General features: G+C 44.8%; 21 protein-coding genes. 10 read left to right on the top strand and 11 right to left on the bottom strand.

Annotated elements, in window-relative coordinates:
- Positions 1-14: 14 nt before the first annotated feature.
- From ylqF to ACTXGJ_RS06760, 3 genes are all read right to left on the bottom strand, one after another.
- Positions 15-968 (bottom strand): ribosome biogenesis GTPase YlqF, encoded by a 954-nt coding sequence (gene ylqF / locus ACTXGJ_RS06770; RefSeq protein WP_443565458.1) that lies wholly within the window; start codon positions 966-968, stop codon positions 15-17.
- A gap of 87 nt (positions 969-1,055) precedes the next feature.
- Positions 1,056-4,091, bottom strand: a complete 3,036-nt coding sequence (locus ACTXGJ_RS06765) for a DUF2339 domain-containing protein (protein ID WP_443565457.1) — start codon at positions 4,089-4,091, stop codon at positions 1,056-1,058.
- A gap of 178 nt (positions 4,092-4,269) precedes the next feature.
- Positions 4,270-5,010 carry a dienelactone hydrolase family protein gene (locus ACTXGJ_RS06760; protein ID WP_439244574.1) on the bottom strand — a complete coding sequence of 247 codons (741 nt, stop codon included), beginning with the start codon at positions 5,008-5,010 and terminating at the stop codon, positions 4,270-4,272.
- Between the two features lie 296 nt (positions 5,011-5,306).
- Between ACTXGJ_RS06760 and ACTXGJ_RS06755 the strand changes: the two genes are divergently transcribed.
- Positions 5,307-5,792, top strand: a complete 486-nt coding sequence (locus ACTXGJ_RS06755; protein WP_443565561.1) for a YcgN family cysteine cluster protein — start codon at positions 5,307-5,309, stop codon at positions 5,790-5,792.
- A 141-nt stretch (positions 5,793-5,933) separates the two neighbouring features.
- Here ACTXGJ_RS06755 and ACTXGJ_RS06750 read toward each other — a convergent pair whose 3' ends face one another.
- Positions 5,934-7,247: an Lnb N-terminal periplasmic domain-containing protein gene (locus ACTXGJ_RS06750; RefSeq protein ID WP_443565456.1), complete on the bottom strand. Its 1,314-nt coding sequence runs from the start codon at positions 7,245-7,247 to the stop codon at positions 5,934-5,936.
- Between the two features lie 298 nt (positions 7,248-7,545).
- Between ACTXGJ_RS06750 and ACTXGJ_RS06745 the strand changes: the two genes are divergently transcribed.
- The 5 genes from ACTXGJ_RS06745 to ACTXGJ_RS06725 all read left to right on the top strand — a co-directional run bounded on the left by ACTXGJ_RS06745 (position 7,546) and on the right by ACTXGJ_RS06725 (position 14,785).
- The gene (locus ACTXGJ_RS06745) at positions 7,546-8,445 is read left to right on the top strand and encodes a CBS domain-containing protein (RefSeq protein WP_443565455.1); all 900 of its coding nucleotides are present in this window, start codon (positions 7,546-7,548) and stop codon (positions 8,443-8,445) included.
- Positions 8,446-8,625: 180 nt separating this feature from the next.
- Positions 8,626-10,203 carry an apolipoprotein N-acyltransferase gene (gene lnt / locus ACTXGJ_RS06740; protein WP_443565454.1) on the top strand — a complete coding sequence of 526 codons (1,578 nt, stop codon included), beginning with the start codon at positions 8,626-8,628 and terminating at the stop codon, positions 10,201-10,203.
- A gap of 132 nt (positions 10,204-10,335) precedes the next feature.
- On the top strand, positions 10,336-10,791 hold the full coding sequence (locus ACTXGJ_RS06735; RefSeq protein WP_439244579.1) for a hypothetical protein: 456 nt from the start codon (positions 10,336-10,338) through the stop codon (positions 10,789-10,791).
- Between the two features lie 346 nt (positions 10,792-11,137).
- Positions 11,138-12,700, top strand: a complete 1,563-nt coding sequence (locus ACTXGJ_RS06730; protein ID WP_443565452.1) for a peptide MFS transporter — start codon at positions 11,138-11,140, stop codon at positions 12,698-12,700.
- Between the two features lie 267 nt (positions 12,701-12,967).
- Positions 12,968-14,785, top strand: a complete 1,818-nt coding sequence (locus ACTXGJ_RS06725) for an aminopeptidase P family protein (RefSeq protein WP_443565450.1) — start codon at positions 12,968-12,970, stop codon at positions 14,783-14,785.
- Between the two features lie 104 nt (positions 14,786-14,889).
- On the opposite strand, the gene ACTXGJ_RS06720 is transcribed toward ACTXGJ_RS06725, so the two are convergent.
- The 3 genes from ACTXGJ_RS06720 to ACTXGJ_RS06710 all read right to left on the bottom strand — a co-directional run bounded on the left by ACTXGJ_RS06720 (position 14,890) and on the right by ACTXGJ_RS06710 (position 18,521).
- Positions 14,890-15,639, bottom strand: coding sequence for a hypothetical protein (locus ACTXGJ_RS06720; RefSeq protein ID WP_443565448.1), 750 nt, complete (start codon positions 15,637-15,639; stop codon positions 14,890-14,892).
- Between the two features lie 136 nt (positions 15,640-15,775).
- Positions 15,776-17,098 carry a beta-ketoacyl-ACP synthase II gene (fabF, locus tag ACTXGJ_RS06715; RefSeq protein ID WP_443565447.1) on the bottom strand — a complete coding sequence of 441 codons (1,323 nt, stop codon included), beginning with the start codon at positions 17,096-17,098 and terminating at the stop codon, positions 15,776-15,778.
- Positions 17,099-17,201: 103 nt separating this feature from the next.
- The gene (locus ACTXGJ_RS06710) at positions 17,202-18,521 is read right to left on the bottom strand and encodes an anhydro-N-acetylmuramic acid kinase (protein WP_443565446.1); all 1,320 of its coding nucleotides are present in this window, start codon (positions 18,519-18,521) and stop codon (positions 17,202-17,204) included.
- A gap of 119 nt (positions 18,522-18,640) precedes the next feature.
- On the opposite strand from ACTXGJ_RS06710, the gene tyrS reads away from it, so the two are divergent.
- On the top strand, positions 18,641-19,852 hold the full coding sequence (gene tyrS / locus ACTXGJ_RS06705) for a tyrosine--tRNA ligase (protein WP_443565445.1): 1,212 nt from the start codon (positions 18,641-18,643) through the stop codon (positions 19,850-19,852).
- Positions 19,853-19,935: 83 nt separating this feature from the next.
- Positions 19,936-20,172 carry a DUF1653 domain-containing protein gene (locus tag ACTXGJ_RS06700; protein ID WP_443565444.1) on the top strand — a complete coding sequence of 79 codons (237 nt, stop codon included), beginning with the start codon at positions 19,936-19,938 and terminating at the stop codon, positions 20,170-20,172.
- 80 nt (positions 20,173-20,252) lie between these two features.
- Here the strand turns inward: ACTXGJ_RS06700 and ACTXGJ_RS06695 are convergent, their stop codons facing one another.
- A complete protein-coding gene (locus tag ACTXGJ_RS06695; protein WP_439244593.1) occupies positions 20,253-21,089 on the bottom strand; it encodes an alpha/beta fold hydrolase in 837 nt (278 codons plus the stop codon).
- Positions 21,090-21,381: 292 nt separating this feature from the next.
- Positions 21,382-22,377, bottom strand: a complete 996-nt coding sequence (locus ACTXGJ_RS06690; RefSeq protein WP_439257487.1) for an alpha/beta fold hydrolase — start codon at positions 22,375-22,377, stop codon at positions 21,382-21,384.
- A 192-nt stretch (positions 22,378-22,569) separates the two neighbouring features.
- On the opposite strand from ACTXGJ_RS06690, the gene ACTXGJ_RS06685 reads away from it, so the two are divergent.
- Positions 22,570-23,244 carry a hypothetical protein gene (locus ACTXGJ_RS06685; RefSeq protein ID WP_443565443.1) on the top strand — a complete coding sequence of 225 codons (675 nt, stop codon included), beginning with the start codon at positions 22,570-22,572 and terminating at the stop codon, positions 23,242-23,244.
- A gap of 48 nt (positions 23,245-23,292) precedes the next feature.
- Here ACTXGJ_RS06685 and ACTXGJ_RS06680 read toward each other — a convergent pair whose 3' ends face one another.
- Both ACTXGJ_RS06680 and upp read right to left on the bottom strand, forming a co-directional pair.
- Positions 23,293-24,039, bottom strand: coding sequence for an SDR family NAD(P)-dependent oxidoreductase (locus tag ACTXGJ_RS06680; protein WP_443565442.1), 747 nt, complete (start codon positions 24,037-24,039; stop codon positions 23,293-23,295).
- Positions 24,040-24,076: 37 nt separating this feature from the next.
- Positions 24,077-24,733, bottom strand: a complete 657-nt coding sequence (upp, locus tag ACTXGJ_RS06675; RefSeq protein ID WP_443565441.1) for a uracil phosphoribosyltransferase — start codon at positions 24,731-24,733, stop codon at positions 24,077-24,079.
- Between the two features lie 121 nt (positions 24,734-24,854).
- Between upp and ACTXGJ_RS06670 the strand changes: the two genes are divergently transcribed.
- Positions 24,855-25,559 (top strand): DNA glycosylase, encoded by a 705-nt coding sequence (locus ACTXGJ_RS06670; RefSeq protein ID WP_443565440.1) that lies wholly within the window; start codon positions 24,855-24,857, stop codon positions 25,557-25,559.
- Positions 25,560-26,300: the final 741 nt, after the last annotated feature.

Here is a 26,300-nt window from a genome sequence, read left to right as displayed (position 1 = left end):
TATAGAGCGAAATACTACTTCCGATTCTTCCGAGCCCGCTTTTTACGTAATCTTTTTTCTTCAAGTTTCGCTTCTTTTTTAGCCTCAGCTGCTATTCTTTGTTCCGCCACGACTTCCTCTTCCGCTGCCATCATCTCAGGTGTTTCCATAGTAATGCGACCGAGCGTGCCGCTGCGTAGCTCATTAATTAGAATCTCTGACATGCGATAAGTATCAACGATACCGCCTTTTTTCAGTAATCCTCGATTGCGTCCGGCAACTTCAAAAAACTCCCAATCGGTTTGTGGTAGATCTTCGATTTTATAGCGCTCTTTGAGTAGTTCAGGATAATCTTTGATTAAGTACTCAGCGGTGTAGCCCGCGACATCAGCGAAGTCAAAAGCAGTATCACGAATACCGCCAGTCGCTGCCAAACGATAGCCTGAATGCTCATTTTCGACTTTTGGCCACAGCATGCCTGGCGTATCATAGAGCATGATGCCACCATCGAGTTTGATGAGCTGCTGCGATTTGGTGACGGCAGGTTCGTTTCCGGTCTTAGCGACTGAGCGACCTGCTAAGGTATTAATTAAGGTGGATTTACCGACGTTCGGAATACCCATAATCATGGCTTTGATTTGGCGACCTGACTCTACTTTATTGGGCATAATTCTTTTGCACAGCTCAACGATTCTATGCACGTCATCAGCTTTATTATCATCGAAGGCAATGGCTTTGACGCCGTTTTGCGCTTCTAAATGATCAAGCCATATTTGCGTGCGCGCGGGATCAGCGAGATCGGCTTTATTGAGGATTTTAATGACCGGTTTTTGCCCACGCAAAGCGGCAACCATAGGGTTTTCACTGCTATAAGGAATACGCGCATCAATGACTTCGATGACGATATCCATCTCTGGCATAATTTCTTTGACTTCGTTGCGGGCTTTATTCATGTGCCCGGGGAACCACTGAATCGTCTCTTTAACCATTGTTTTACTGCCTTTTTTATAGTTACCTTATTTTATAAAGGGTACTGCTGATATGTAAGAAGGATTAGCAGCATTTTACTACAGAAGCTACTGAGTCTCTGCATCTTTCTCAGGCGGCAGCGGCGCTAGATAACCGATGAGCAGTATCAAGCTACCCGCCACTAAGAAAGATAGCACTCGCCAAATCGCTTCGGTCTGCGAGAGATCGACTAACACCAGTTTCAGCACCACCACGCCCAGCAGGCCGATACCCATAAACCAAGGCGTACGCTTTAATTGACGGCTAGCAACGATCGTCGCGATGAGCGCAATCAGTGTCCAAAGTATGGTCAAGCCTGTCTGTACTTGCTCGCTATCCCAAGCGCCTAAAGGCATGTGGTGCCAAAGCGGCGTGCTGATAAAAGCATGCAGCGATCTAATGAGCATACTAGAGATGACCCAAAAGCTAACTAAGCCTAAGATAATGAGCATAGGCTTAGGATTCAATGCTTTTTTATTGATATCCTTGCCTTGTAGAGCAGACGTTTTTTGATGATCTTTATAACTGAGGTAAGCCGTACTTAGCCCATATATCACCACTAACCATAAACTTATATCGTATAGATTAATCAATGGAAAATAGGGCAGATTCCAAATCACGCCATCATAGGACCAGTTGGTAATCACGACCCAAAGTAAGGCAATAGGCACGAACACTTTGGCGCAGTCGATTAGTGCTTGTTGCCAATCAAACCAAGGAGCTAAGCCTAGGTTTTTTTGAGAGTCTGTAGGATTAGTGGTCGGAGACTTATCATGACGATAGCTGAAATATAATCCTGCTAGCATCAAGGCTACTGGTATCAAAACAGCCATTACTCCTTGCGAAGCCGGTAAGCCGTAATGCACCGCCGCTGCTAGCACGAAAACGCTAGTAGCGAGCCAACTGGCGCTATCAAAACGCGATAGCTGATGATGCTGATACCAAGTTTTTAGCCATAACTGAGCAACGATTAGCCAGCCTATGATGAGCACAATGAACAGCGTCCAGTTTATACTATGCCACTGATCACTAAACTCAAACTTCTGTGGTAATTGCAAAATGAGCGCGGTATAGAATATGACCAATAAACCTTGGCTTAGTGGCCAAATTTCCTGCCATGGACGGTAGCGATTAATCAGCCAATAAACACTAACACTCAAGAGCGAAGATAAGGCTATCAAAGTGGTTGTCGCTACTTGCTTATGACTCAACCACTGCTGGAAGTCAGCAATCCCTACATATAACGCCCAAACTACCGCGGTAAAGGTCAAAAAGCTTATGAATATCGGGCTACGCCAAACTATACTAAAAGCGCTACTTTTTTCGTTAATGCTATGGAACCACTGATAGGCCGCCGATTGGCTAATCCCTAAATCTTTGGCATACGTAGTGATAGCGTCGCTTGTTTCTATATTGGTTTTTTGCTCAGCTTCTTGCGCATTATTTTTAGACTGCGCTGAATTATAAATAGTAGGCGAGTTATTGACTCGCAAGATAAATACTGACGCCAAGAATGCCAGTGCAGAAACGCTTAAGGCTAAGGTTGGATAATTTTTATAGGAGAAAAATAGCGTTACCATTAGCATAACGATACTGATTAGCTGCAATAATAAGCCAAATAATACCGACCAAGCACGTAGGGAGCGACGACCAAACCAAACTAAGGCTAATCCTTGCACTGACCAACCAAAGGCGATCCATTCGGCATCTAACGCTAATGGAATGACTAAGGCTAGAAAGCCAAATCCTAACGCCAACATACCTTCAGTGATGAGCGCATAGTACTGGCTACGGTTGACGAATAATAAGCCAAGGCTTAGATAAACCGCTGCCAAAATCGCACTAGTCATCGTTAAAGCGTGAGGGATATCTTGTAGCAGCGCTGAAAATAAACCAAAAGCTAGCAAAGGTACGGAGAACAGCAGGCCGGTATCGATAGGGAATAAATACAAGCTATTAACCGATTTAGAAGTCTTTAGCGTCTGAGCATTAGTTAAATGAGTAGTAGCTTCGCTATCCGTTTTGTGAAGCTGATTATAAGCAATGATTTGCTGGGCGTAACGAATGACCACGAATAGATAGAGTGCTAAATGTAGCGCCACTAAGGCGACTAAGGTCCAACGCTGAGACTCAATAATTGAGCTTAAGTCTTCGCTAATGCCCCAATAATAAGCCAGTCCAAAAGTCACTAGCGCACCAAATAAATTTAAAACTTTCCAAGTGCGATAATGGGCAATAATAGCAATGGTGACGTTGAGCAGTAAGTAGTAGTTAAATAGCGCTGTCAAGCTGCCGGTATCATCAGCAGTCAATATCGGCGCAAAAAAGCCTCCCGATAAGGCGAGTAGCGCTAACGGGAAAGCGTTTTGCCGCACAGCGAGACCAATAGTAAGCGCTGATAATACTCCTAAACCAATAAAACTCGGCAGGCTAGGCAAAACCTGATAAACGCTATAGGCAAAAAAGGTAGTTAAATAAGCGATGGCGAGGCCCGCGCCTTGTAAAGTAATGCCGTAAGCAAAACGGTTTTTGGCGAGTTTAAGCCCTAAGGCCGCTAAGCCTAAACCAATGACACCTATCGCTATAAGCTTAGATTCTATCGATATCTCGATATAGTCGCTAAGCAAACGTAGCAACAATACTACGCCGATGAGTAAGACGATAACGCCAACGCGCACCACTAAATTACCACCGAAAAACCAATTTTTAAGCGAATTAAAAAGCGAGGTGACTATGGGCAGAGATTGCTCGTCTGGCTCTACAGATGATGATGCTTTTGCGGCAGGGGCGGCAGGGTTTAGGGTTGAATAATCCGTTAAAAAAGGGTTTGAAGCCCCATTTTCATGTGACGGTATTGATAGGGCGGACGATGAGGCGGAAGGCGGTAGAGGTGGCGGTACTGATGTTTTTGGCTTATTTTCTATATCATAGTTTGCAATGGCAGGATTTGTAATATCAGTATTACTAACAGTAGTATTCTGTTTTTGTAATTCAGCCTGTAAACGCGCAACTTCACCGCGCAAGTCAATAAGCTGTTTATTCAACTTATTATGCAACACGATAATAATGATTAGTAAAATAATAAAGCTGATTAAGCCTAACATTGTCGTCACTCAATTTATTTTATAATAAAACGATAATGACGTTATTTTATAATAAACACAACTTTGCAGCGCTTTATAAAAGAGCAAACGGTTTATATTTCGGGCATAAAAAAAACAAAGTATGACGTGCATACTCTGCTTTACTGTAATCAATTTTTACTTAGCGCAGCAATTCACTTTACGACCCTAGGTTCGCTTTCATAAAGTCCATCATTTTATCCCAGCTTTCTTTTGCCGCTTTTTCGTCGTAGCCAAGGTCCACATCGTTATTGGCAGCGCGTTCGTCAGCATGCGGGTTAGTAAAGCCATGCTTAGCGCCTTCATAGACATCGACCGTATAGTCAGCGCTGACGTTATCCATCTCTTTTTTGAAGTCCTCGACGGCGTCCATAGACACCATACTGTCATCGCCGCCATGGGCAATAAGTACTTTGGCTTTGAACTTATCATCGGCTACTTGCTTGGGCGCTAGATTACCATGGAAAGTAGCAACTGCTTTGAGCGGCATGCCTTCGCGCGCCATATCTAATACAACTTTACCGCCGAAACAAAAGCCAATGGCGCCTAGATTATCACCATTGACTCCCAGCTGATCGCCGAAGTCATTTAAAATCAAACGGCAACGATCCATCAGCATGTTTTGATCGGCGAGGACTTGCTCCATCCACATATTAGCCATAGCTGCATCTGTGGTCAGTTTCCCTTCGCCATAGACGTCCATAGCGACTGCGGCATAACCGGCTTTGGCTAGACGCTCAACCACTGATTTGGGATGATCGACTACGCCCCACCATTCAGGAGCGACTAAAATGCCGGGCACGGGACTATCGTCTGTTGCCTTCTCTGGGAGGGCGACATAGCTATTGAGCTCAACACCGTTCTCGGTCGTACTTACTAATTCCAAAGTCTTAATTGACATATTATTTTCCTTATTATGTTATGAGTTTTAATTGTATTTATAGCGTGATTTATAGGGTTGCTTTTCACTACTCAACCACCTTAACGCCCATAGCGGACAAAAACAGCTATAATACTGTAACGCAATTTATCAAAATGCTAACTAATACTAGTTATTCGAAACTATATTAAAATGAATATTAGAACTATGGCTAGTCTATGAGGTTAAACTTGTTGTCTCAAACAAAAGCAGAATATCAAACAGATTTGGCTTTAGGTTCAAAAGCTGAGGTTAAAGCAGCTGATGTTAAAGGTAAAATCAAAGAAACTTTGCGTCCTCAGTTTTGGACCCAATATACTCTTGACGAGCTGAATCATAGCGAATGGGAAGCGTTGTGTGACGGCTGCGGCTGTTGCTGCTTGATCAAATATATCGATGAAGACGAGCAGGGCGAGGTGGACGAAGAATTGGTTGAGTATACCGATGTCGCCTGCCAACTGATGAACTGCGAAACGGGCTACTGTCAGCATTATGACAAGCGTCAGGAGTATGTTCCGGACTGTATTCAATTGACCATTGGTAAGCTACCAAAGATGATGTGGCTACCATCGCACTGTGCTTATAAACGCCTTTATAAAGGGCAGTCGTTGCCAGATTGGCATCTATTATTGACTAAAGATGCGGTAGCGACTCAGCAGCAAATGCGCGCAGCAAACATTGGCGTTGCGGGACGCTGCATCTCCGAGGTTGGCATCTCTGATGAAGAGATGGAGGAGCGGGTAGTTAATTGGGTGACGCCGTAGCCTACGCAACGTTGAGTGCTTTAGCCCAGCACGCAGTGATGCTAAGCAATTGTGCCAAGTCATCCTAGTTAATAATGAATGGCAACTTTAAAACTTAGCTGAGAGTGAAATTATTGGTTATTTAAAGCTCTTTTTTTAGAGTCACTCCTTGGAGACAATAGCCGCCGATTTAGCGCGACTCTCAGCCTCTAACTGCGAGTCAGCAAGCGGCGGAATAGGTAGACCTTGACGAATTTGCTGAGAGAATGCGCGACTATTCTCGATAAGCTGCTGATCATTAAGCTCTACGTCTGCATAATTATCGAATCCTTGCACTTGAGGGTTAATATGGGTGCGCTCATACCAAGTATCCATCGACCAAGGTTGTCCTTGCTTGGTAGGATTGGCATCTAACATACCAATATCAAAAAGATAATTGGGCAGCCAACCTGAGACCCAAATGCGATAATCCCACGGTAGTCGCTCGCCGCTGACGATACGCGCCATATAAAAAATGATATTGGTACAGTTAGTGGTAAAAGTATTGTACCAAGACGGCTCGGCGACTAGCTCATCAGCAGCCTCTAGATAAGATTCAAATAGCGCCTTAACCTCATGCTTTTGCAAATGACTAATAGGAAATAAGTAAACTTGCTCACCGCGAGCATTACTACGAGTGTAGATAATGTCACGCTCCTCCGAGGCAATAAGGCTGAGCTCAAAGCGCCGAAAAAACCCTGCAAAAGCGGAGAAGGACTCATCATTCTCTTTACGAATTTCAAAGGAAAAAGCGAGCGGCCTATCATCCTCAAAGCGAAAGCTCACTAAAGTATGCGCAATCAGCGGCCCCATCCAATAAGAGTTGGTGATATCAACGCCTGATAGCTTTGAGATATCAACGGTGCGGGTCTCCCAACGCTCAGTGGCGTTAATCGCAAGCGCTTCACCCTGACTAGACTCGTTTGCATCCTCATCAGCAAGATACCAATCAAAGTTACGTACATTGTTAAAGGTAATCAGATTAGGGTTATTAGCATCGCGAGTATAAGATAGCACTTCGCTGACTTCCGGCTGCCAGTCGCGATCGCTTTTGGCTTCGATAGAAAAATACCAGCCAACGCCTACTAGCCAGAGCCCACTATACAAAACAGTCAGGAATTTGCTTAGTTTTTTGGTTTTAAGCGTCTTATTAGATATTTTATTCGCGAGTGTTGGTGCGTATAGCAATATCGTTAACGAGGCCAAAAAGCCAACAATGAGGATGCTGGCTAGCCAAGTGATAGGGCTGAGCGCACCGAACTGATACCAAAGCGCTAATAACAGCCAAAGTGCCGATAGTATTAAAGCAACGACGATAAAAAAGCGCACGATACGGTATAGCCAACTATGACGATTAGCTAAGGTTTTGGTATTTGTAGCGCTATTGGCTTGACGACGCGGCGCTAATAGCCGAGATAAAAACGAACGACGTGACATAAGAATGAACTACGTAAATGAAGGTTTTGACCATAGCAAAGTTTATAACACACTGACAGTACAATTTGGATAAATTTGTCGTTGAATGTCGCTAAGCCTTGGGATAAAGTGAAGCTAAATAGGTGAGTGTTTTGCGCTATTGTCGGATAGTTGTTTTTATTTACGATTTCATCCCCATCTATACCCGGTTTAGTAAAAATTTTATAGTCGCTACTTTGTTAGTAGTTACTGTGATAGTAGCAACTTGAATAGCAATTATTTCCCTGTCCATAAACTTAAGAGGTTAACTCACATCACTATGTCTGATGATGCTCCCAGTCCGAGTAGTTGGTCGATGCGCGGCTTAAAACGCTGGCTATCGACCGCTCCTGAAACCCGCGATGAATTAATTGGCTTGGTGCAGCAGTCGCGCCAGTTTTTAGAGCCTGATACGGTTGATATGTTAGAAGGCGTATTAGATCTACCAGCGACGCAAGTGCGCGAGATTATGACCCCGCGCCCGCAAGTGATAGGCCTGCACGAAAGCACGAGCCTCAAAGAGGTCATGGATATTATCCTTGAGACTACTCACTCTCGTTATCCAGTGTTTGACAGTCAAGATGATGATGCGGTCATTGGTATTTTATTGGCCAAAGACTTAATCCCTATTTTAGTACACATGATGCGTGACCAAGAAGAGAAGATCGATAGCAAACGCCTCAAAGATCTAGTACGTCAACCCTTATATATTAGTGAGACCTCGCGCTCTGATACCTTACTGCGCTCCTTGCAGCGTACGCAGGTACATATGGCAATCGTTGTTGATGATTTTGGTAATTTCGCCGGCGTCGTGACTATGGAAGATCTGCTGGAGGAGATCGTTGGTGATATCGTCGATGAGCATGATGATTTCGATGAAGATAGCGACATTAATAACATTGTCGTACATCCTGAGAAGCCAAATACGTGGCGAGTGCAAGCCTCTACAGTGATTGAGGACTGTAACGACGAGCTGGGTAGTCACTTTGACGACACTGACGTCGATACGATGGGCGGGCTTGTGATGCAAGCGCTAGGTTACGTCAGTGATCTAGAAGGCGAGAGCGTCACTATTGATGATTGGCAGATTACTATTACCGATGTCGACGGCCGCTCTATTAATGATCTTGAGGTGACCAAAACCAGCGCTGACTCCCATATCCTCATAGGCAGCCATTAGCGATGAAAGGCGCGAGCTGAGCGATTCTTTTTTACGGTATAAAAACACGATTACGGTCGTGTTTTTTGCTTTTTTACCCTTTTATGATGGCAGGCTGTTATTATGAGCCAATTTAATTTGCAACTATCGTAAATAGCCTCTCATCTTAGGCTTAAAGATTTAGAACTTGGATAATTTGCTATGCGTCTGTCTACTGATGATTTACAAAAGCGTTTAAAGCCAAAACAGGTCTATCAGATGCCACTTGGCCTCACAGCTATCATTGCCGCTTTGGCAGGAGCGATATTTATATTTGCGCTCGCGCCTTATGGCTTTTGGCCAATTGCTTTTGTTTCGCCAGCGATTTTGTATGCGCTATTACTGCCAGAGATGAGCGGCAAACGTGCCTTTATTATCGGTGAAGCTTATGGTACTGGGCTGTGGTGCGTTGGCGCCTTTTGGCTCTTTACTTCCATCAATGATTATAGTGAGACGCCGACATGGCTGGCGCTGATTCTGATTGCGTTGATGGGGTTAGGGATGGGGCTGTTTCATGGCTTCTTAGCGCTGATATTCAATCGTTTCGTTGGTCGTCAGCCTTTCTCATTTGCAGCCTTATGGATCTTACAAGAGTGGATGAAGACTTGGTTATTTACCGGTTTTCCTTGGCTATTCTTAGGCTACGCCTTTACTGAGCAGTACTGGTTATCCTCATTAGCTCCAGTAGCGGGCGTTTTTGCCATCTCTTTTGTGGCAGTATTGCTAGCGGCAAGTGCTGTCGAGCTGCTGCGCCGCCGCGCCGGTTATATAGTGGTGTCATCGGTGCTATTGCTATTGAGTATTAGCTTATGGCTGATTAATCCGCAATGGACCAAACCTAAAGGTACACCAGATCTATCGGTGTCCTTGATTCAAGGTAACATCCCGCAAGATATGAAGTGGCTGACTGAGTATCAGTTCGAGACCTTAAAGATTTATGCTGGATTGACGCGTGATGAATGGGGCCGCGATATTGTAATTTGGCCGGAATCTTCTATCCCAATGTTTCAGACCGAAGCGGTAGGCTTTATCAGTGAAATGGTAAAAATGGCTAAGGACACCGATACCACTTGGGTGACGGGCATTCCTTATAAAGATGAGGCCGCCTTTGATCCAACGACGCAGAGCTATCCACCGTTTTATAATAGTGTAATAGCACTTGGCAGCGATGCTAAAGGTATGTATAAAAAGCAGCGGCTAGTGCCGTTCGGTGAGTATATTCCTTTTCAGGGGATGCTCGATATATTGCCCAGTCTTGCCGGTAGTCAAGAGATTTTGAGCTATAGTCGCGGCGGGGCTGAGCAATCGCCACTGCAAGTACGCGGGCATAACTTAGGTGCCGCCGTCTGTTATGAGGTTGCTTATCCGGATACCACGCGCCGCAACGCTATCGGTACGGACTTTTTATTGACGATCTCCAACGACGCTTGGTTTGGTACTTCAGCAGGCCCGCTACAGCATCTACAAATGGTACAAATGCGCTCGCTAGAAAATGGTCGCTGGTTCATGCGTGCAACCAATACTGGCGTGACCGCTATCATCAACCATAGAGGGCAAATCGTTGAGCGTGCGCCACAGTTTGAGCGCACGGTGCTACGCGGCAATGTTCAAGCGCGTGTAGGCAGCACTCCTTTTATGGTTGTGGGCCATTATCCTATTTTGCTTATCATAGCGCTATTATTGGGACTCAGTTATGCCAGTAAGCGCTCAACGACTCAAGCGCGACCAAAGCGTAATTAGCCAAGTCAGGAAAAATGAACGGCCTGACTAATAATAATACCTTTAATTGGTTAAGGGATTTAACAAATCGCTATAAATTGCGATATAATGGCTCAATATTTCAAATATTCTTTGTTGTAAGGTAGATAAGCTATGTCAGAGCATGTTGTCAATAACAGTCCAAAAAAAGAGTTTCTATTTGCCTTAGGCGGCGTTGGCTTATTTTTAGGCATCGTGTTACTCATTGGCATTTCTGCATTTTTGCGTCCAGCGGGTGAGCATATTACCGCTGAGCCTGCTGAGGAAACAGTAGTAGCTGCACAAGCAGAAGATGACACTGCAGAAGAAGCTGTGGTTGATACTACTGGGGTTGCCACTGCCGATGCAGATACTATTGGTGCAGGAGAAGCGGTAGCAGATACGCCTGCTGATGCTACTACTACGCCGGCTCCGAGTAGTGGTGATGCAGTGGTAGCGACTGGTTCAGCTGCTGCTACGGCTGACGGTACGGTAGACCAAGCGGCTGCGGCTGATGCTGATCTAACAGCAGAACAAGCCGATGGTGACGCCGATGCTACTGCTGATGCTGAAGACACAGCTGCTCAGTAAAGCCAATTTATCGTTATTTATTTCTAACGACTTATTCATAATGAATGAGTGATAACGATTATAACAAGCGCTGCCAATACTGATGAAGCTGGTAGGTTGACCCGTTTTAGTACGACTGATTATCAGACGTATCAAGAACATTACTCTTACTACTGAAATTCAAGCTTACATAACGCCCTGCTCTTTAACGAGAGCAGGGTTTTTTTGTGGGTATTTGTGTAATTATTGAGCAATTGCTTATTTACTTGAATTTATACAAATGAAACAATGTTGCGCTTATATGGCCATTAGTCGTCATTATTAATCACTTCGTCATACATAAATGCTTTTTGAAGGAATTAAAAGTATGAGCAAAACATCAAAAACTCAGGGAAGTGACGCTGAGCTAGAAGCGCTAGAAAACGGCTTTATGGGACATCCTAAACCCTTACGCCCGCTGTTTTTTACTGAAATGTGGGAGCGGTTTTCTTATTATAGTATTCGGCCACTTTTGGTCCTCTTCATGGTGGCCACTGTTGGTAGCGGCGGATTTGGTTTCGATGAAACGACCGCTTCTGCTATTTATGGTATTTTTGCAGGGTCATTGTATTTAGCCGCCGTTCCTGGCGGCTGGTTGGCAGATAATTGGTTAGGACAAGAACGTGCATTATGGTGGGGTAGTATCATTATTGCGCTAGGGCATTTGTCCATTGCCTTGTCCGCCATGTTTGGCATGACCCTGTTTTTTGTCGGCCTCATCTGTATCGTCTTAGGGTCAGGTCTATTCAAGACTTGTATCTCAGTCATGGTCGGCGCGCTCTATCCTGAAGGCGATGTACGCCGTGATAGCGGCTTTACCATATTTTATATGGGTATTAATATCGGCGCGTTACTCGCAGCGCTTATTGTGGGTGTGTTTAAAGAGCAAGGTATGTGGCATGTCGGCTTTGGGATTGGTGGCCTTGGTATGCTAGCCTCACTACTTATATATCGCTTTTCAGCACGAAAAACACTAACCCACTATGCACAAGCCAAAGACATCACTCCTGAGTGGGAGCGTGCTAATGATAATCACAAAAACATAGGTCGCTGGGTCACTGGGTTTTTGGCGTTACTCGCAGCTGTGGTTATCTTAGTGGCTACCGGGATTATGCCGTTCAATCCTGAAGGAGTGGTGACGTATATGACCTATATCATCGCGGCTGTAGTGATAGGGTATTTTGCTATCTTGTTCGTCTTACCGAGGTTTGATAAAACCGATAAGCTGCGTCTGCTGATTTGTTTTATTCTGATTATTGGCTCGACGCTATTTTGGTCAAGCTTTGAGCAGCAGCCGACCTCTTTTAACTTGTTTGCTGATAACTATACCGATTTAGATGTTTTAGGGTTCCAAGTTCCTAGCATTTGGTTTCAATCGCTAAACCCGTTGTTTATTTTATTGCTAGCGCCGATCGTCAGTATTATATGGGTTAAGCTGGGTAATAGAGGGGTTGAGCCTAGCAGTATGGTTAAGTTCGCTCTTGGTATGCTCTTAGCAGCAGCTGGCTTTGGACTGATGATTCTAGCGTCTAAAAGCATTCTCACTAATGAGGGCGGATTGGCTTCGCCTTTATGGTTAGTCGGTAGCCTTTTATTATTGACGCTTGGCGAATTGGCGCTTAGTCCTGTTGGTTTATCCTCTATGACTAAACTGGCACCAAAAGGTATGCAAGGGCAGATGATGGGGCTGTTCTTTGCCTCTTTAGCAATGGGTAATTTGGTTGCCGCTTTTTTTGGTGGTTACGTGTCCGCAGACAAGATTGAAGGATTACCCGGTCTATTTACCACTATGACTATCTTTTTGGTAGTAACAGCGGTGATTTTGTTACTGTTAGCCAAACCGATCAATACTATGCTCAAAAAGAGCGAGCAGGCGGATGGCAAAGTGTAATGATCGTAAAGCGTAGCGCTTATAACGAGTCAGCCGCTACTCATAATAAAATAAAGTAAAACGTGTTACCTTGGGTGGCACGTTTTCTCTTTTTATAAAAAGATAGCTCAGCTTAGCTATTGAAAATCATCTACACGCCCAAACCTCTAGTGATACCGATAACTATTTATAATTTTTTTATCAAAATAAGACGATTAATGATAATCGCTAGCTCAAAAACGAATAAATCAGTCAAAACTGACTAATCAAAAATATAAGGAACACCCAATGAACAAACAGACTATTCACGACCGTATCGACAGCCTACGCCAAGTGCTCACGAAACAAGATCTTAGCGCTATTATCGTCCCTTCTGCGGATCCGCATCTATCTGAGTATCTGCCGGAGTATTGGCAGGCCCGTCAATGGCTCTCAGGGTTTACCGGTTCTGTTGGTACGCTGGTGGTCACCGCTGACTTTGCGGGACTATGGACCGATAGCCGCTATTGGGTACACGCCGCTGACCAGTTAGCAGATACTGGTATTACCCTAGAGAAGCTCGCGCCCAAGCAGCCCAACCACATCGACTGGTTGAGCGAGCATTTGAGCGAAGGTGATAGCGTAGCAATTGATGGCAATGTGCTCTCCATCGCTGAGCAAGACCGTCTATTGGAGGCGTTTGAAGCTCACGACATTACTTTGATTACGGATCGTGACGTGTTGACTGACATTTGGGCAGAGCGTCCAGCATTGCCAACTGCGAAGTTATATCAGCATGACGAGCAGTTTGTGTCGCAGTCTGCCACCGATAAGCTCAGCGCGGTTCGGCGCGGTATGGCAGATAGCAGTGCGACGCATCATCTATTATCGAGCTTAGATGATATCGCTTGGCTGACTAACCTACGCGGCTCTGATGTCGATTATAATCCTGTGTTTTTGGCGCATATGCTGATCGATGCAGAGACCGCAACGCTATTTGTTGATAATAATAAAGTCAGTACCGATATCGAGCAAAGCCTGCAAGATAGCGGCATAACGCTTGCTGATTATGACGCGGTACAACAAGCGCTTGGCGAGCTGACAGTCGATGATTTACTATTATTAGACCCTAGCAAAGTCGCCGTTGGGACGTTATCACAGATGATCGATGGTGTTGGTTTTATTGAGCAGATTGCGCCGAGCACTTTACTTAAATCCGTCAAGTCAGATGCTGATGTGGATCATGTTCGTGAAGCGATGCGTCAAGATGGCGCGGCACTGTGCGAGTTTTTCAGTGCGTTCGAGGAGCGCCTAGCAGCTGGCGAGCGTTTGAGCGAGCTTGATGTCGATAGTATGTTGATCGATAAGCGTAGTCAGCAGCCTAACTATATCTCGCCAAGCTTTCCAACCATTGCAGGCTTTAATGACAACGGCGCTTTGCCGCATTATCGCGCGACGCCAGAGAAGTTCAGCTATCTAGATGTCGCTGATGGCGAAGGCGGCTTATTGCTGATTGATTCGGGCGCCCAATATCAAAACGGTACGACCGACATTACTCGCGTTGTCGGTATTGGGCAAGTAACGAACGAGCATAAGCGCGACTTTACTACGGTACTCAAAGCGCATATTGCACTGGCGCGCGCGCACTTCCCTGACGGTATCGCTTCGCCGCTTATTGATGCGATTTGCCGGGCGCCGCTGTGGCAAGCGCAGATGGACTATGGTCATGGTACAGGTCACGGCGTCGGTTACTTCTTGAACGTCCATGAAGGCCCACAAGTTATCGCTTATAGTGCTAGCACGCCAAAAGAGCGCGCGATGAAAGTAAATATGATCTCAAGCAATGAGCCGGGACTCTACCGCGAAGGTAAGTGGGGTATTCGTATTGAAAACTTAGTCGTCAACCAAGCCGTGGCTAAGCCTAACGAGACAGAGTTTGGCGATTTTCTAAACTTCGAAACAGTCACTTATTGTCCTATTGATACCCGTCTCATCGATAAGTCGCTTCTAGATCAGACAGAGGTTGATTGGTTAAATGACTATCACAGCCAAGTCTATGTTGAGCTAAATAGCCGCGTCGAGGGAGCTGCGCTTGAGTGGCTCAAAAAGCGTACGCAAGCTATTTAAAAAAGCTATTCTGACCTATCAACTATAAAAAAGCGCTCAGCCATTTAAGGCTTGGGCGCTTTCTTTGAGCTTATTTTTTGACTTTTTTATTACACATTGAAGATTTATTGCTTTTCGCTTAACTGACGTGTGACTTCCGCGCGTAGCCAAGACTTTAGCGTTTCGGACAGTTGCATCATCTGTTCGGTTACATAATCATCGATATGAACTTCTAGCTCATGAATCATTTGTTGCTCAGCTGTACTAAGTTTCGTGTCCTTTAACGATAGGTCGATGGAAGACGCTGCATAAGAAGCTTTAGCATCGATTGCTTTAATCAGATGCTCATCATAAGCAGTAGTCGTTTTTTTATCAGTAGCTGTGCAAAGTTCAGCATTTCGCTCAGTGTCGGCTTTTTTGTTATGAGTATCATCTGAGCTTTGCTCTTCTTCATTAGCGCTTGGCCCTTGATGGTTTTGCTCTTTTTGTCGCTGTTCATTCTCTGCTTCAGCTCGCGCTTTTTCTTTTGTCGCTTGCTTCTCAGCCTGCGCTTTGACTTGAGCTAAACGCTCTGTTTCCAAACGTTCTGCTTCAAGGCGCTCTGCTTCTAAACGTTGCTGTTCAGCCTCAGCTTGCAATGCCGCTTGTTCGTCGGCAAGTGCTTTTGCCGCGGCTTGCTGCTTCTCGTGGGCACCGTACAAATCATCAAGATGAGCATCGAGATCATGATTACTAAAGACGAACTGCTCGAACGAGGTATCTGACTGCAATAACGCAGTGATGTCTTTTAATTCTTGCACGATAGCGGCGCGTACTGACTGAGGAGCTCCTGTCCAATGCTGATAGAACTCATGAGAAAAAGAATAGCTCGACATAATGGCTTCCATAAACTGCTAAAAATTACCCCTTATCATACGCAAGTACGATAAGGGGTCGCAAGAGGACAAACGTAGCAAAACGATTATAAATCTTACGCTAACAAAATGAGCTTATCAAAATGGAGCGTTTAGGCTAAGACCAACGGGCAAAAATAAGCGAACCATTAGTACCACCAAAGCCGAAGCTATTGGACACCGCGTAGTTAAGGTCAGTCGCTGCACGCGATTGATTAGCCACATAGTCTAGATTACAGTTGTCTTCGACATTATCTAGATTAATCGTTGGCGGAACTGCTTGATGTTGCAAGGCAAGTACCGTAAATATCGCTTCAATACCGCCTGCCGCGCCTAGTAGATGCCCGGTCATAGATTTAGTCGAGCTGACAAGGATGCTGTCTTTTACCACTGAAAATACGGACTCAATCGCTAAAGATTCAGCGACATCACCTGCTGGGGTACTAGTGCCATGCGCGTTGACATAGCCGACTTTTGAGGGCTCAATACCCGCGTCATTGAGCGCGTTTTGCATCGCGCGCGCCGCGCCGCTACCGTCTTCTGGTGGCGCGGTAATATGACTGGCGTCGTCGCTCATCCCAAAGCCGACTAGCTCTGCAAGGATAGTTGCGCCGCGCGCCTTAGCATGAGCTAGACTCTCTAATACTATGACACCTGAGCCATCGCCTAGTACAAAACCATCGCGATCTTTATCGAAAGGACGTGAGGCACGGGTCGGCTCCTCATTACGCGTAGAGAGCGCATGCATAGCACCAAATCCTGAGATGCCTAGTGGGCTTGAGCCTTTTTCACTACCACCTGCGAGCATGATATCGGCATCACCATGAGCGATCAGACGAGCCGCTAAGCCGATAGCGTGCGTCGCGGTAGTACAAGCGGTGGAAGTTGCTAGATTGGGGCCTTGTAATTTATGCTTAATAGCGACTAAGCCTGCCGCCATATTGACGATAGAACCTGGAATAATAAAAGGCGAGACTTTTTTAGCGCCTTTATCGCGCAGGGTGTCACGGCTATTTTCAATGGTTTGAATACCGCCAATCCCTGAGCCTAGAATAATCCCAAAACGCTCTGGATCGACATGCGCTACAGGGCTGTCATCAGCATTGACCTCATCTATAAACCCTGCGTCTTTTAGCGCCATACTCGAGGCCGCTATACCGTAATGAATAAACTCATCGTAACGCCGCGCGTCTTTGGCATTCATGAATTGCTTGGCATCGAAGTCTTTGACTGTACCTGCGATTTGGGTACGATAGTCGCTAGCATCGAAGTGCTCAATAGGAGTGATACCGCTTTCGCCGGCCAGCAGGCGCGTCCATGTACTCTCAACGTCCAAGCCTAGCGGGGTAATAGCGCCCAGGCCAGTGACTACCACACGCATCTCATCGGAACGCTCATAGTGCGGCTGCTTTTGACGCGACTTTTGCTGCTGCTTGCTCATAACTATATCCTATCCTGACTATACAAAAATGATATTATTTTAGCAGTCATTATAATATACATTAGTGTACGTTTGTAAACTTAGAATGACTGCTAATGACAGTTTAAGCAAAACAAACTTGACCGAGTACCACGCCTTTACGCGCGCCTGTGACCGCCGGTAAGTTGCCGGTCTCGCCCATCAAGGTCTGCCGCGCCAGCCAAGCAAAAGCGACTGATTCTACCCAAGTCGGCTGCAGTCCCAAATCAGCGGTAGTAGTCACCGCCCAGTGCGGAAGATGCGCTTGCAGACGCGTCATCAAATAGCGGTTGAGCGCGCCGCCACCACAAACATAAACGCAGCTCTGTTCTTGATTATTAATAAACTGATTGATCTGATCGCACACACTGATAGCGGTCAGCTCGGTCAGTGTCGCCTGTACGTCAGCGGCTGAATAGCGTTTATCGGTTGCCGTCTTATCAAAGGCCTGTAGTTCAGCTTGTAACCAAGATAAATTAAAGTCCTCGCGCCCGGTACTTTTAGGGTGAGGCTGGACAAAGAATGGATGCTCTAAGAGTTGATTAAGCAGTGGCTCGATCACTTGTCCTGACTGCGCCCATGCACCATCTTGATCATAGTCTTTATCGATATGCTGTTTGGCCCAAGCATCTAACAACAGATTAGCAGGGCCAGTGTCATAGCCTATGACCGGATCATCATTAGCTGGCAGCACAGTGATATTCGCAATGCCGCCTAAGTTCAGTAAGATACGAGTGCTAGCGGATTCAGAAAATAAAGCTTTATGAAAAGCAGGCACCAAAGGCGCGCCTTGACCGCCAACTGCCATATCACGGCGCCGAAAATCACTGACTACACTGATAGCAGTGCGCTCAGCGATGATATTGGCATCAACTAGTTGTAGAGTAAAGCCTGATTTCGGACGGTGACGCACGGTTTGCCCATGACAGCCAATGGCTAGAATGGATTCGGCATCGGTATTGGCTTGCTGTAATAAGGTATTGACTACTTCGCTGGTAAACTCAGAATATTTTTTGCTAGCCCAACCAAACCAATCCAGCTCGCTCGTCAAATCATTGGGCTCATCGAAGTTAGGAGTCAGAGCAGCAGTCCCGTTTGGCTGGCACAAAGCCAGTAACACCTCACGCAGACGCTCTGGGAAGTCTTGACTATAGCTTGCGATTATCTGCAAAGGTTGTTGGGTATTTTCGCTATCGTTATCGCTCAAGAATTGGCACAGCACTGCATCCATGCCATCTAAGCTCGTCCCTGACATCATACCGATATATAGACCGTCGTCGAAGTTCTCGAACACCGTCTGTTCAAGGACATCAGTGAGAGCGGTGTAGTCGAGGTCGTCATAATCGTTAGTAGTAAGCTCAGAGTCATTATTATTTGTATTTATAGTAGGTGCGGTGTTACTCATGGCAATTTTCCTTAAAAAAAGCTAATATATCTCTCAAATTCTAACACTTTTTATAGCCCTTCAAGATTCTAAAAGCCTGCAAGGCATCCACCATTAATAAAGATAAACAAGAGAGCAACATGACAGAGCAGTCCTACAGCCTAGAAGAACAACTTGCCCTGATTCAGCGCGGTACCCAAGAGATTTTATCCGAAGAGGATTTGGTTAAGAAGTTGAAGCTGAATCGTCCGTTACGTATCAAAGCAGGTTTTGATCCTACTGCGCCTGATCTGCATTTAGGTCATACGGTGCTGATTAATAAACTCAAGCATTTTCAAGATTTGGGTCATGAGATTTACTTTTTAATCGGTGACTATACTGCCAAGATTGGCGACCCTTCTGGCAAAAACAGCACGCGTCCGCCCTTGACCGATGAGCAAATCAAAGTCAATGCGCAGACTTATGCTGAACAAGTTTTCAAAATTTTGGATAAAGAAAAAACCAAGATTGTCTTTAACTCCGAATGGTTCAAGGATATGTCAGCGGGCGATATGATTCAGCTTTCTAGTCAGTTGACTGTCTCGCGGATGCTTGAGCGCGATGATTTCTCCAAGCGCTACGCGGCACAAACGCCCATTGCGATTCATGAGTTTTTATATCCGTTGGTGCAAGGTTATGATTCTATCGCGCTTGAAGCCGATGTCGAGCTTGGCGGTACCGATCAGACCTTTAATATTTTGATGGGTCGCACCTTGCAAGGTCGTTACGGGCAAGAGCCACAAGTCTGCATCACCGTACCAATCTTAGAAGGCTTAGACGGCGTTAATAAAATGTCGAAGTCACTCGGCAACTATGTTGGTATTTATGATGCGCCGGGTACTATGTACCAAAAGCTACTATCGATGCCGGATACCTTAATTCGCCGTTATTTTGAGTTTTTAAGCTTTAAGCCGATGGATGAAGTCGAAGGCTTAATGAACGAGATGGAAAACGGCCGCAATCCACAAGAGATCAAACGCATTCTAGCCGAAGAGTTAATCGAGCGTTTCCATGACGCTGATGCGGCGGCTAATGCGCATAAGTCAGCCGGTAACGTCTTAGCGGATGGCGAGCTGCCAGTCGATTTGCCGGAGGTGATGTTGGATTTAGAAGGTGCAGACGCGCTATTTATCACCCAGATACTCAACCAAGCGGAGCTTGCTAAGAATAACTCTGCGGCAAAAGATATGGTCAAACGCGGCGCGGTAAAAGTCGATGGCGAAGTGGTTGATGCTGGGTTTAGCTTAACCTCAGGGCAGAGCATCGTTATTCAGGCAGGTAAAAAGGCGTATGCTAGAGTAACGGTGGCATAAAGCGCATAAGATTAATAAGGTAAATAAAAACAAGGTTGACGGTCGTTAGCCTTGTTTTTTTAATATAAAAAAAGGCGAAAGTCATGACGCAAAAACTTCAACCCATCCCCCAAGGCATCTACCGCCACTATAAAGGCAATCTTTACCAGGTTTTGCACACCGCACAGCATTCAGAAACCGAAGAGACGTTAGTGGTTTATCGTTGTCTTTATGGTGAGTATGGTGTTTGGGTTAGGCCTTTGACGATGTTTGCTGAGACCGTAACGCGTGATGGTAAAGAAATACCAAGGTTTGAGCTGGTCAAAGAATTAGTAGATTAAAATTAAAAGGAGTTAATTCTATCTAAAAAAGCGACCCTATAAAGGTCGCTTTTCTTATTTGACTGAAAGTATAAAGCCAATTAGCTATCTAAAAACTTAATAAGTGTTTCGTTAAACTCTTTAGCATGAGTGACATTAATGCCATGTGGGCCGCCTTTGACCACATGCAATTGACTATCGGCAATCATTTCGTGTGAGCGTTGACCACTGACTTCGAGCGGAACGATTTGATCGGCATCGCCATGAATCACCAGAGTAGGCACATCAAATGCTTTTAAGTCGTCACGAAAATCGGTGTAAGCAAAAGCCTTCACACAATCATAAGTGGCTTTAGCAGAAGCGTATGACGCGATATCACGGTTATATAAGCGCATAGGCTTACTGACCAACAGCTTGCCGTCTTTTGGCGTAAAGAAGTTTTTGGTAAAGTCGTTTAAAAAGGCAATACGGTCGCCCCTGACCCCGTCCAAAAACTCTTGCACATCAGCCTCTTCTAAGCCGCCATCAGGATTGTCATCTGCCTTATACAGATAAGGGGGCACAGCAGAAGCGAGCACCGTTTTACTGACCCGCTCTGAGCCAAACTGACCCAGATAACGAGCGACTTCTCCACCGCCCATAGAGAAGCCCACAATGGTAGCATCCTGCAGATCAAGCTCATCCATAAGCGCTTTTAGATCTTGCGCTAAGGTATCGTAATCGTAGCCTTCCCAAGGTTTCGATGATTGACCAAAACCGCGTCTATCATAAGTAATAACTTGATAACCTGCTTCAACGAGCGCAAACAGCTGCGACTCCCAAGCCCGACCACTCAGCGGCCAACCATGAATGAGTACGACAGGTTTGCCGTTGCCTTGTACTTCGTAATACAGATTAACGGGCTGATCATTTTGCGTTGCAACTTTTACATATGGCATAGTCCTATCCTTTTTTGGGCTTATCATTGGCATTATTGTATTTTTATGAATAAACGAACGAGTTATAAAATGACGTTTCAAAGACTGCATCTTTTATTGTACAAATTAGCAGTTTTTTGAAGTTGAACCTTATAACTGTTAGCGTCATTTTTTAGTATACAGAGCAAAATAAGCGGAATACTACTAAATGTTGTAAAGGTATTGTGCCAATAAGGTATCTTATGCATAAGAGGTTAAGCCATTGACGACTATATGGCGCAAGGAGAGCTAAATAGAGGAATGATACTGATCTTTACTCCTCAAAAAATCGCTTCAGTACCTTGTAAAAACCGATAGGCTCATCTAACGGTATCGCATGACCGGCTTTGGGCAACACAATTTCGGTCGCATTAGGTAGCATCTGCGTCACCTTTTGCTGCCATTTTGGAGCATAGAGCTTGGAGCGCCCGCCAATCAGATTGACTACCGGAATAGTCACTTTATCTATCGCACCGCGAAAGTCATAAGGTAAGGTTAGATAGGCTTGTAAGCATTGCCTTTTATGATTCCAAATACTATGGTCATATAGCGCAAGCTTAGGATCGTTCTTATAAGTCATCGCTTGTATAAACGCTTTGGAGCGTGTGCGATTGACGGATAATAGTGAGAATAAACGCTCGACATCAGTAGCATGACGTTTCAGTGCAAAAGGCAGATGAGTAAAGCTTTCGGCATCCGCATAAGGCAGACTCCTATCGATGACACCGCGAAAGATGTCGAATACTTCTTGTTGCCGCGAACCGAATAGCCCTCCTTGCCAGTCGTGTTGATTATGAATAGCAGGATTTTGATCGATATTGAGATAGCGGCTGACTCTTGCTATGCCAAATTTTTCAAAATAAGACCACATCACTTGCGCGCCCATCGAAATAGCAGCGACCGGTAAGGCTTGTATTTTGTGCCACTGACAAATCTGCTCGATTATCGAATGGGCATCTTCTGCATATTGCCGTACAAAATCAAACTGCGTAAGACCGATAGGCTGTGCCAGCCCAAAGCCACGCAAATGTGGCAAATAAAAAGTATGTTTGTTGGCAAGCGGTATAATAAAGGGCAAAAATTCACGCGCATCCATCCCATAAGCATGCAGCATTAGCACAGGCGGACCTTGTCCAATGGTAGAAACAGGGAGTAGCGTGCCATCAGTAGTCGTAATATGAGCAGTCTGCACTTGATACTGGCCGGGTATCGGCAGTGTGAGTAATTTTTTTATCATGATTTCTACTTTTTGCGCTCGCATAATAGCCATAATTGAGGTTGCTGACTTCAACAGACCCTATATACTTGCAGTAAGACTGCTATAGTAAAATCAGCTCACTGACCATAGCATAAAAACGAGCTTGCAATAACTAATAATCATCAGCGCTAATTCATCAATGCTACTATTAAAAATAATAATAAATAAAAATAGCAACTTGACCCTGAACAAGGAAGCTTAAGTATGAGTAGAGCGACTTTGGCTTCGTTAGACATGAGCCTCTATCCGCTAGTTTGGCAGCAGCAGACTTTTATAGATTCGCATCAGCTATTGCTGGCAATATTGACAGCTAGTATCGATTTGACTGCCGAAGCCTTCGCCAAGCAGCTACTAAAAAATCATACCTATCAAGAGTGGATCAATGCGACTGTTTTTGGGCGCTATATTCAGCGTAGTTTTGCCGCCTTCTACCAGCAGACGGAGGACAGCTTCAATATGGATATGCCCGCGCTATTTCGCACTGAGCTGACACGCCATGCTCAATATCTACCCCTTAACCAGACTTTGTTTTTTGCAGGTGAAATGCCCAAAAGCGTAAGACAAGAAAAGCTATTTACCACCACAGTTAACCCTGCTACTGCAGTAGTCGCCGCGCAAAAGCTCCATCAACACTCGCTACAATCAGGGCGAGCAAGCCATCCGCCCCTTATTATCAATCAGCTAACCATAGCAGGCAAGCAAGTCATGGGCTTTCCGATACGCCATAATAAGCGTACCAGCGAGCGCACACGCAACGAAGTGCTAATACTAGACTTTCATGATTTGCGTTTGGTGAATGAAGAGCTAATTGAGACGAGCGAAATTAAAAAAAGCAATATAGCTGAGACTATATTGCTTCGTTATTATGAATTACGTTGATAATAGCTACTTAGACATAGCTTGAGTTTGCTAGCTTACTTTTTCTAGTCAGTCTTTAGCAATCGTCAAACCATTATAAGTCTGTGCCACTGGCATGACTTCTAAGCGATTGACGTTAATGTGCGCTGGCGACTCAATAAGCCATAATAATATATCGCCAATATCTTCACCCGTCATGGTTTTGAAGCCGTCATAGACCTGCGCCGCTTTTTCATCGTCACCGTGATAGCGTACGTTTGAAAACTCAGTGCCCGCGACGTTACCTGGCTCAAGATTAGTCACGCGTACTTGTGTACCAAGCAGATCCGCGCGCAAATTGAGGCTAAACTGTTTCACAAAAGCTTTGGTCGCGCCGTATACGTTGCCACCATAATAAGGCCAAGTGCCGGCAATAGAGCCGACATTAATGATATATCCGCTGTCACGCGCAACCATAGCAGGTAAGACCGCGTGAGTCAGCGCCATTAAACCTTTGACATTGGTGTCGACCATTTGCATCCAATCATCGAGTTTGGCACTCTGCGCAGGCTCAGTGCCCAATGCCAACCCTGCATTATTGACTAAGACATCAATTTGGCTAAAGTCAGACGGCAAGTTAGCAATGATGTCAGGAATAGAATCAGTATCGCTAACATCCATTGCTACAGGTAAGAACCGCTCACCTAACTTGTCAGCCATAGCTTCAAGTTTTTCTACCCTTCTAGCACAGCCAATAACGCGGTGACCTTTTGCCACTAGCTTTTCAGCCAATGCCTTACCAAATCCAGCACTAGCGCCCGTGATTAATACATTCATTTTTATGTTCCTTGGTTTTTTGTGCTAGGCTCTAAACTTATTGACCCAATTGCTTCCCAAATATCTTGTCACCAGCATCCCCAAGACCTGGAATAATATAGCCATGCTCATCCAAATGACTATCTAGCGCTGCCGTATAGATAGTGACATCGGGATGTGCCTCATTGACTAAGCGCACGCCTTCAGGCGCGGCCACTAATACCAAAGCTTTGATATTCTTACAACCATGGCGCTTGAGCATATCGATCGTCGCGACCATCGACCCGCCGGTAGCGAGCATCGGATCGACGATCAAGGCCGGGCGTTTATCCATGTGGCTGACGAACTTCTCAAAGAAAGGTACAGGTTGTAAGGTCTCTTCGTCACGTTGCAGACCGACTACCGAGATTTTCGCTGTTGGGATCAAATCGAGCACGCCATCGAGCATTCCTAGACCAGCACGTAAAATAGGCACAACTGTGGCTGTCTTACCAACAATTTGCTCGCCTTCTATCTCACCACACCATCCTGCCATCGGAAAAGTCTCGATCTCAAAATCATGGCTCGCCTCATAGGCCATAAGACGCGACAGCTCTTTAGTCAAAGTACGAAACTTATAGGTACTACAGTCTTTTTCACGCATCAAGCTTAGCTTATGACGTATTAATGGATGATCGATGACGGTAATGCTTAAGTCGTTATTTAGCTCGCTCATAAGTGCTCTCTTATCTATCAGGTTTGGCTATTAGCCTTCATATCTATTTTTTAGGTTTCGATTTCGAATTTTAATCGTATGCTATGATAACAAAAAAACCGCTTTTCTAATGAAGAATGTTATGACTAATAAAACTTATACGACTGCAAGTGATGATGCTAAAAGCAATAATTCTCTAAATAATGCAAAACAGTCAACTACAGAAATAGAAACTCACCCTTTCGCGCCAGTATTGCCACCGAATGCGACTGTCATTATGATGGGCACGTTTCCGCCCACTTCTGATAAATGGGCAATGCGCTTTCATTATCCTAACTTTTATAATGACATGTGGCGCATCTATGGCGGCGCCTTCTTTGATGATGTGAATTACTTCAGAGTAGGGGACGAAAAGCGTTTTGATCCCAAGCGTATCCGCGACTTTTTGTTTGAGCGTGGCATTGCCCTATGTCCCACGGTCAGGCAGGCCATTCGTGAGACGGGCAACGCCTCAGACAAAAACCTAACCGTCGTGACACCAGTTGATCTAGATAACATCTTGCCGCAAGTTCCTCAGTTAGAAGCACTATTTACCACAGGAGGCAAAGCCACAGAGGTGCTCCTTAACTTATTGGAGGAGCCTCCTATCAAGTCAAAGTATCCTAAGACCAATCAAAGTATCGACTATCCGTACCAGTGGCAAAGTGATAAGGTAGAGTTAACAGATGAACCAGTAAATGAGTTGAGTCTATATAGACTGCCTTCTACCTCACGTGCTTATCCTTTAGCGCTAGATAAAAAGATCGCCGCTTATAAGGACTTTTTTCAAAAGATGGGCAAACTATAAGTAAGATAGTGGCATAGGATGCGGTTAGTGCAGCGTAACCCACCAATCCAAACCCTTGATAAATAGGCACAATTAGATGACCAGCGAATTAAATAAAAATAAACCCAAATAAGCCCTTGACGCAAACTTAGAACTGCGTATAATGCCACCCAGTCGAGAGGGAAGGCGGATGAAACAAGTAGCTTACTACTTTGATCCAAACCATCCCACTAAATTATTTTTAAAATAAACTAATTTAGTTCTTGACAAGTTATTTAAAGCTTCTATAATACGCACCTCATTAAGGGACAGAACGAGACAAACTACCAAATAAGGTAGATAAATCAGGTTCTTAGCTTAAGATACAAATTATAAAGATTTAAAATAAAAGCTTGACAAACATCATTAACATGATATGATAGTCAGCTCGCTAGATAGAACGACCTATAAGGGTTTAGCGCTATTTTAGCAAATCAAATATTGCATTACTTACTTACTGGACGACAGAAGTAAGCCACTATTTAAAATCAAAACTAAAGAACAACTTGTGTGGATTTTTGCTGAGACAGAATGCTAAAAATAAAGTTGGTTTGAACTTCTTTTCGGAGTTTATCCTAACTATAAAAATTATCATTTAATCAGCAGAAAAACTCAAAGTTAATTCATTACGAACATAATTTTTAGCGATTTGCCAGATTAGATGAGCCAAGATTAGAAGTCGTCTTACTATTTATAGTGAAGACTTCAAGCAAGATTAAACTG

The organism is Psychrobacter sp. 1Y11 (genome assembly GCF_052259045.1).
Lineage (GTDB): Bacteria > Pseudomonadota > Gammaproteobacteria > Pseudomonadales > Moraxellaceae > Psychrobacter.
This window is presented reverse-complemented; position numbering and strand designations above follow the sequence as displayed.

Bases quoted from the DNA above. Each gene is read 5' to 3' on its own strand.
- ylqF (WP_443565458.1), bottom strand. From the start codon at position 968: ATGGTTAAAGAGACGATTCAGTGGTTCCCCGGGCACATGAATAAAGCC.
- ACTXGJ_RS06765 (WP_443565457.1), bottom strand. From the start codon at position 4,091: ATGTTAGGCTTAATCAGCTTTATTATTTTACTAATCATTATTATCGTG.
- ACTXGJ_RS06760 (WP_439244574.1), bottom strand. From the start codon at position 5,010: ATGTCAATTAAGACTTTGGAATTAGTAAGTACGACCGAGAACGGTGTT.
- ACTXGJ_RS06750 (WP_443565456.1), bottom strand. From the start codon at position 7,247: ATGTCACGTCGTTCGTTTTTATCTCGGCTATTAGCGCCGCGTCGTCAA.
- ACTXGJ_RS06745 (WP_443565455.1), top strand. From the start codon at position 7,546: ATGTCTGATGATGCTCCCAGTCCGAGTAGTTGGTCGATGCGCGGCTTA.
- lnt (WP_443565454.1), top strand. From the start codon at position 8,626: ATGCGTCTGTCTACTGATGATTTACAAAAGCGTTTAAAGCCAAAACAG.
- ACTXGJ_RS06735 (WP_439244579.1), top strand. From the start codon at position 10,336: ATGTCAGAGCATGTTGTCAATAACAGTCCAAAAAAAGAGTTTCTATTT.
- ACTXGJ_RS06730 (WP_443565452.1), top strand. From the start codon at position 11,138: ATGAGCAAAACATCAAAAACTCAGGGAAGTGACGCTGAGCTAGAAGCG.
- ACTXGJ_RS06725 (WP_443565450.1), top strand. From the start codon at position 12,968: ATGAACAAACAGACTATTCACGACCGTATCGACAGCCTACGCCAAGTG.
- ACTXGJ_RS06720 (WP_443565448.1), bottom strand. From the start codon at position 15,639: ATGTCGAGCTATTCTTTTTCTCATGAGTTCTATCAGCATTGGACAGGA.
- fabF (WP_443565447.1), bottom strand. From the start codon at position 17,098: ATGAGCAAGCAGCAGCAAAAGTCGCGTCAAAAGCAGCCGCACTATGAG.
- ACTXGJ_RS06710 (WP_443565446.1), bottom strand. From the start codon at position 18,521: ATGAGTAACACCGCACCTACTATAAATACAAATAATAATGACTCTGAG.
- tyrS (WP_443565445.1), top strand. From the start codon at position 18,641: ATGACAGAGCAGTCCTACAGCCTAGAAGAACAACTTGCCCTGATTCAG.
- ACTXGJ_RS06700 (WP_443565444.1), top strand. From the start codon at position 19,936: ATGACGCAAAAACTTCAACCCATCCCCCAAGGCATCTACCGCCACTAT.
- ACTXGJ_RS06695 (WP_439244593.1), bottom strand. From the start codon at position 21,089: ATGCCATATGTAAAAGTTGCAACGCAAAATGATCAGCCCGTTAATCTG.
- ACTXGJ_RS06690 (WP_439257487.1), bottom strand. From the start codon at position 22,377: ATGGCTATTATGCGAGCGCAAAAAGTAGAAATCATGATAAAAAAATTA.
- ACTXGJ_RS06685 (WP_443565443.1), top strand. From the start codon at position 22,570: ATGAGTAGAGCGACTTTGGCTTCGTTAGACATGAGCCTCTATCCGCTA.
- ACTXGJ_RS06680 (WP_443565442.1), bottom strand. From the start codon at position 24,039: ATGAATGTATTAATCACGGGCGCTAGTGCTGGATTTGGTAAGGCATTG.
- upp (WP_443565441.1), bottom strand. From the start codon at position 24,733: ATGAGCGAGCTAAATAACGACTTAAGCATTACCGTCATCGATCATCCA.
- ACTXGJ_RS06670 (WP_443565440.1), top strand. From the start codon at position 24,855: ATGACTAATAAAACTTATACGACTGCAAGTGATGATGCTAAAAGCAAT.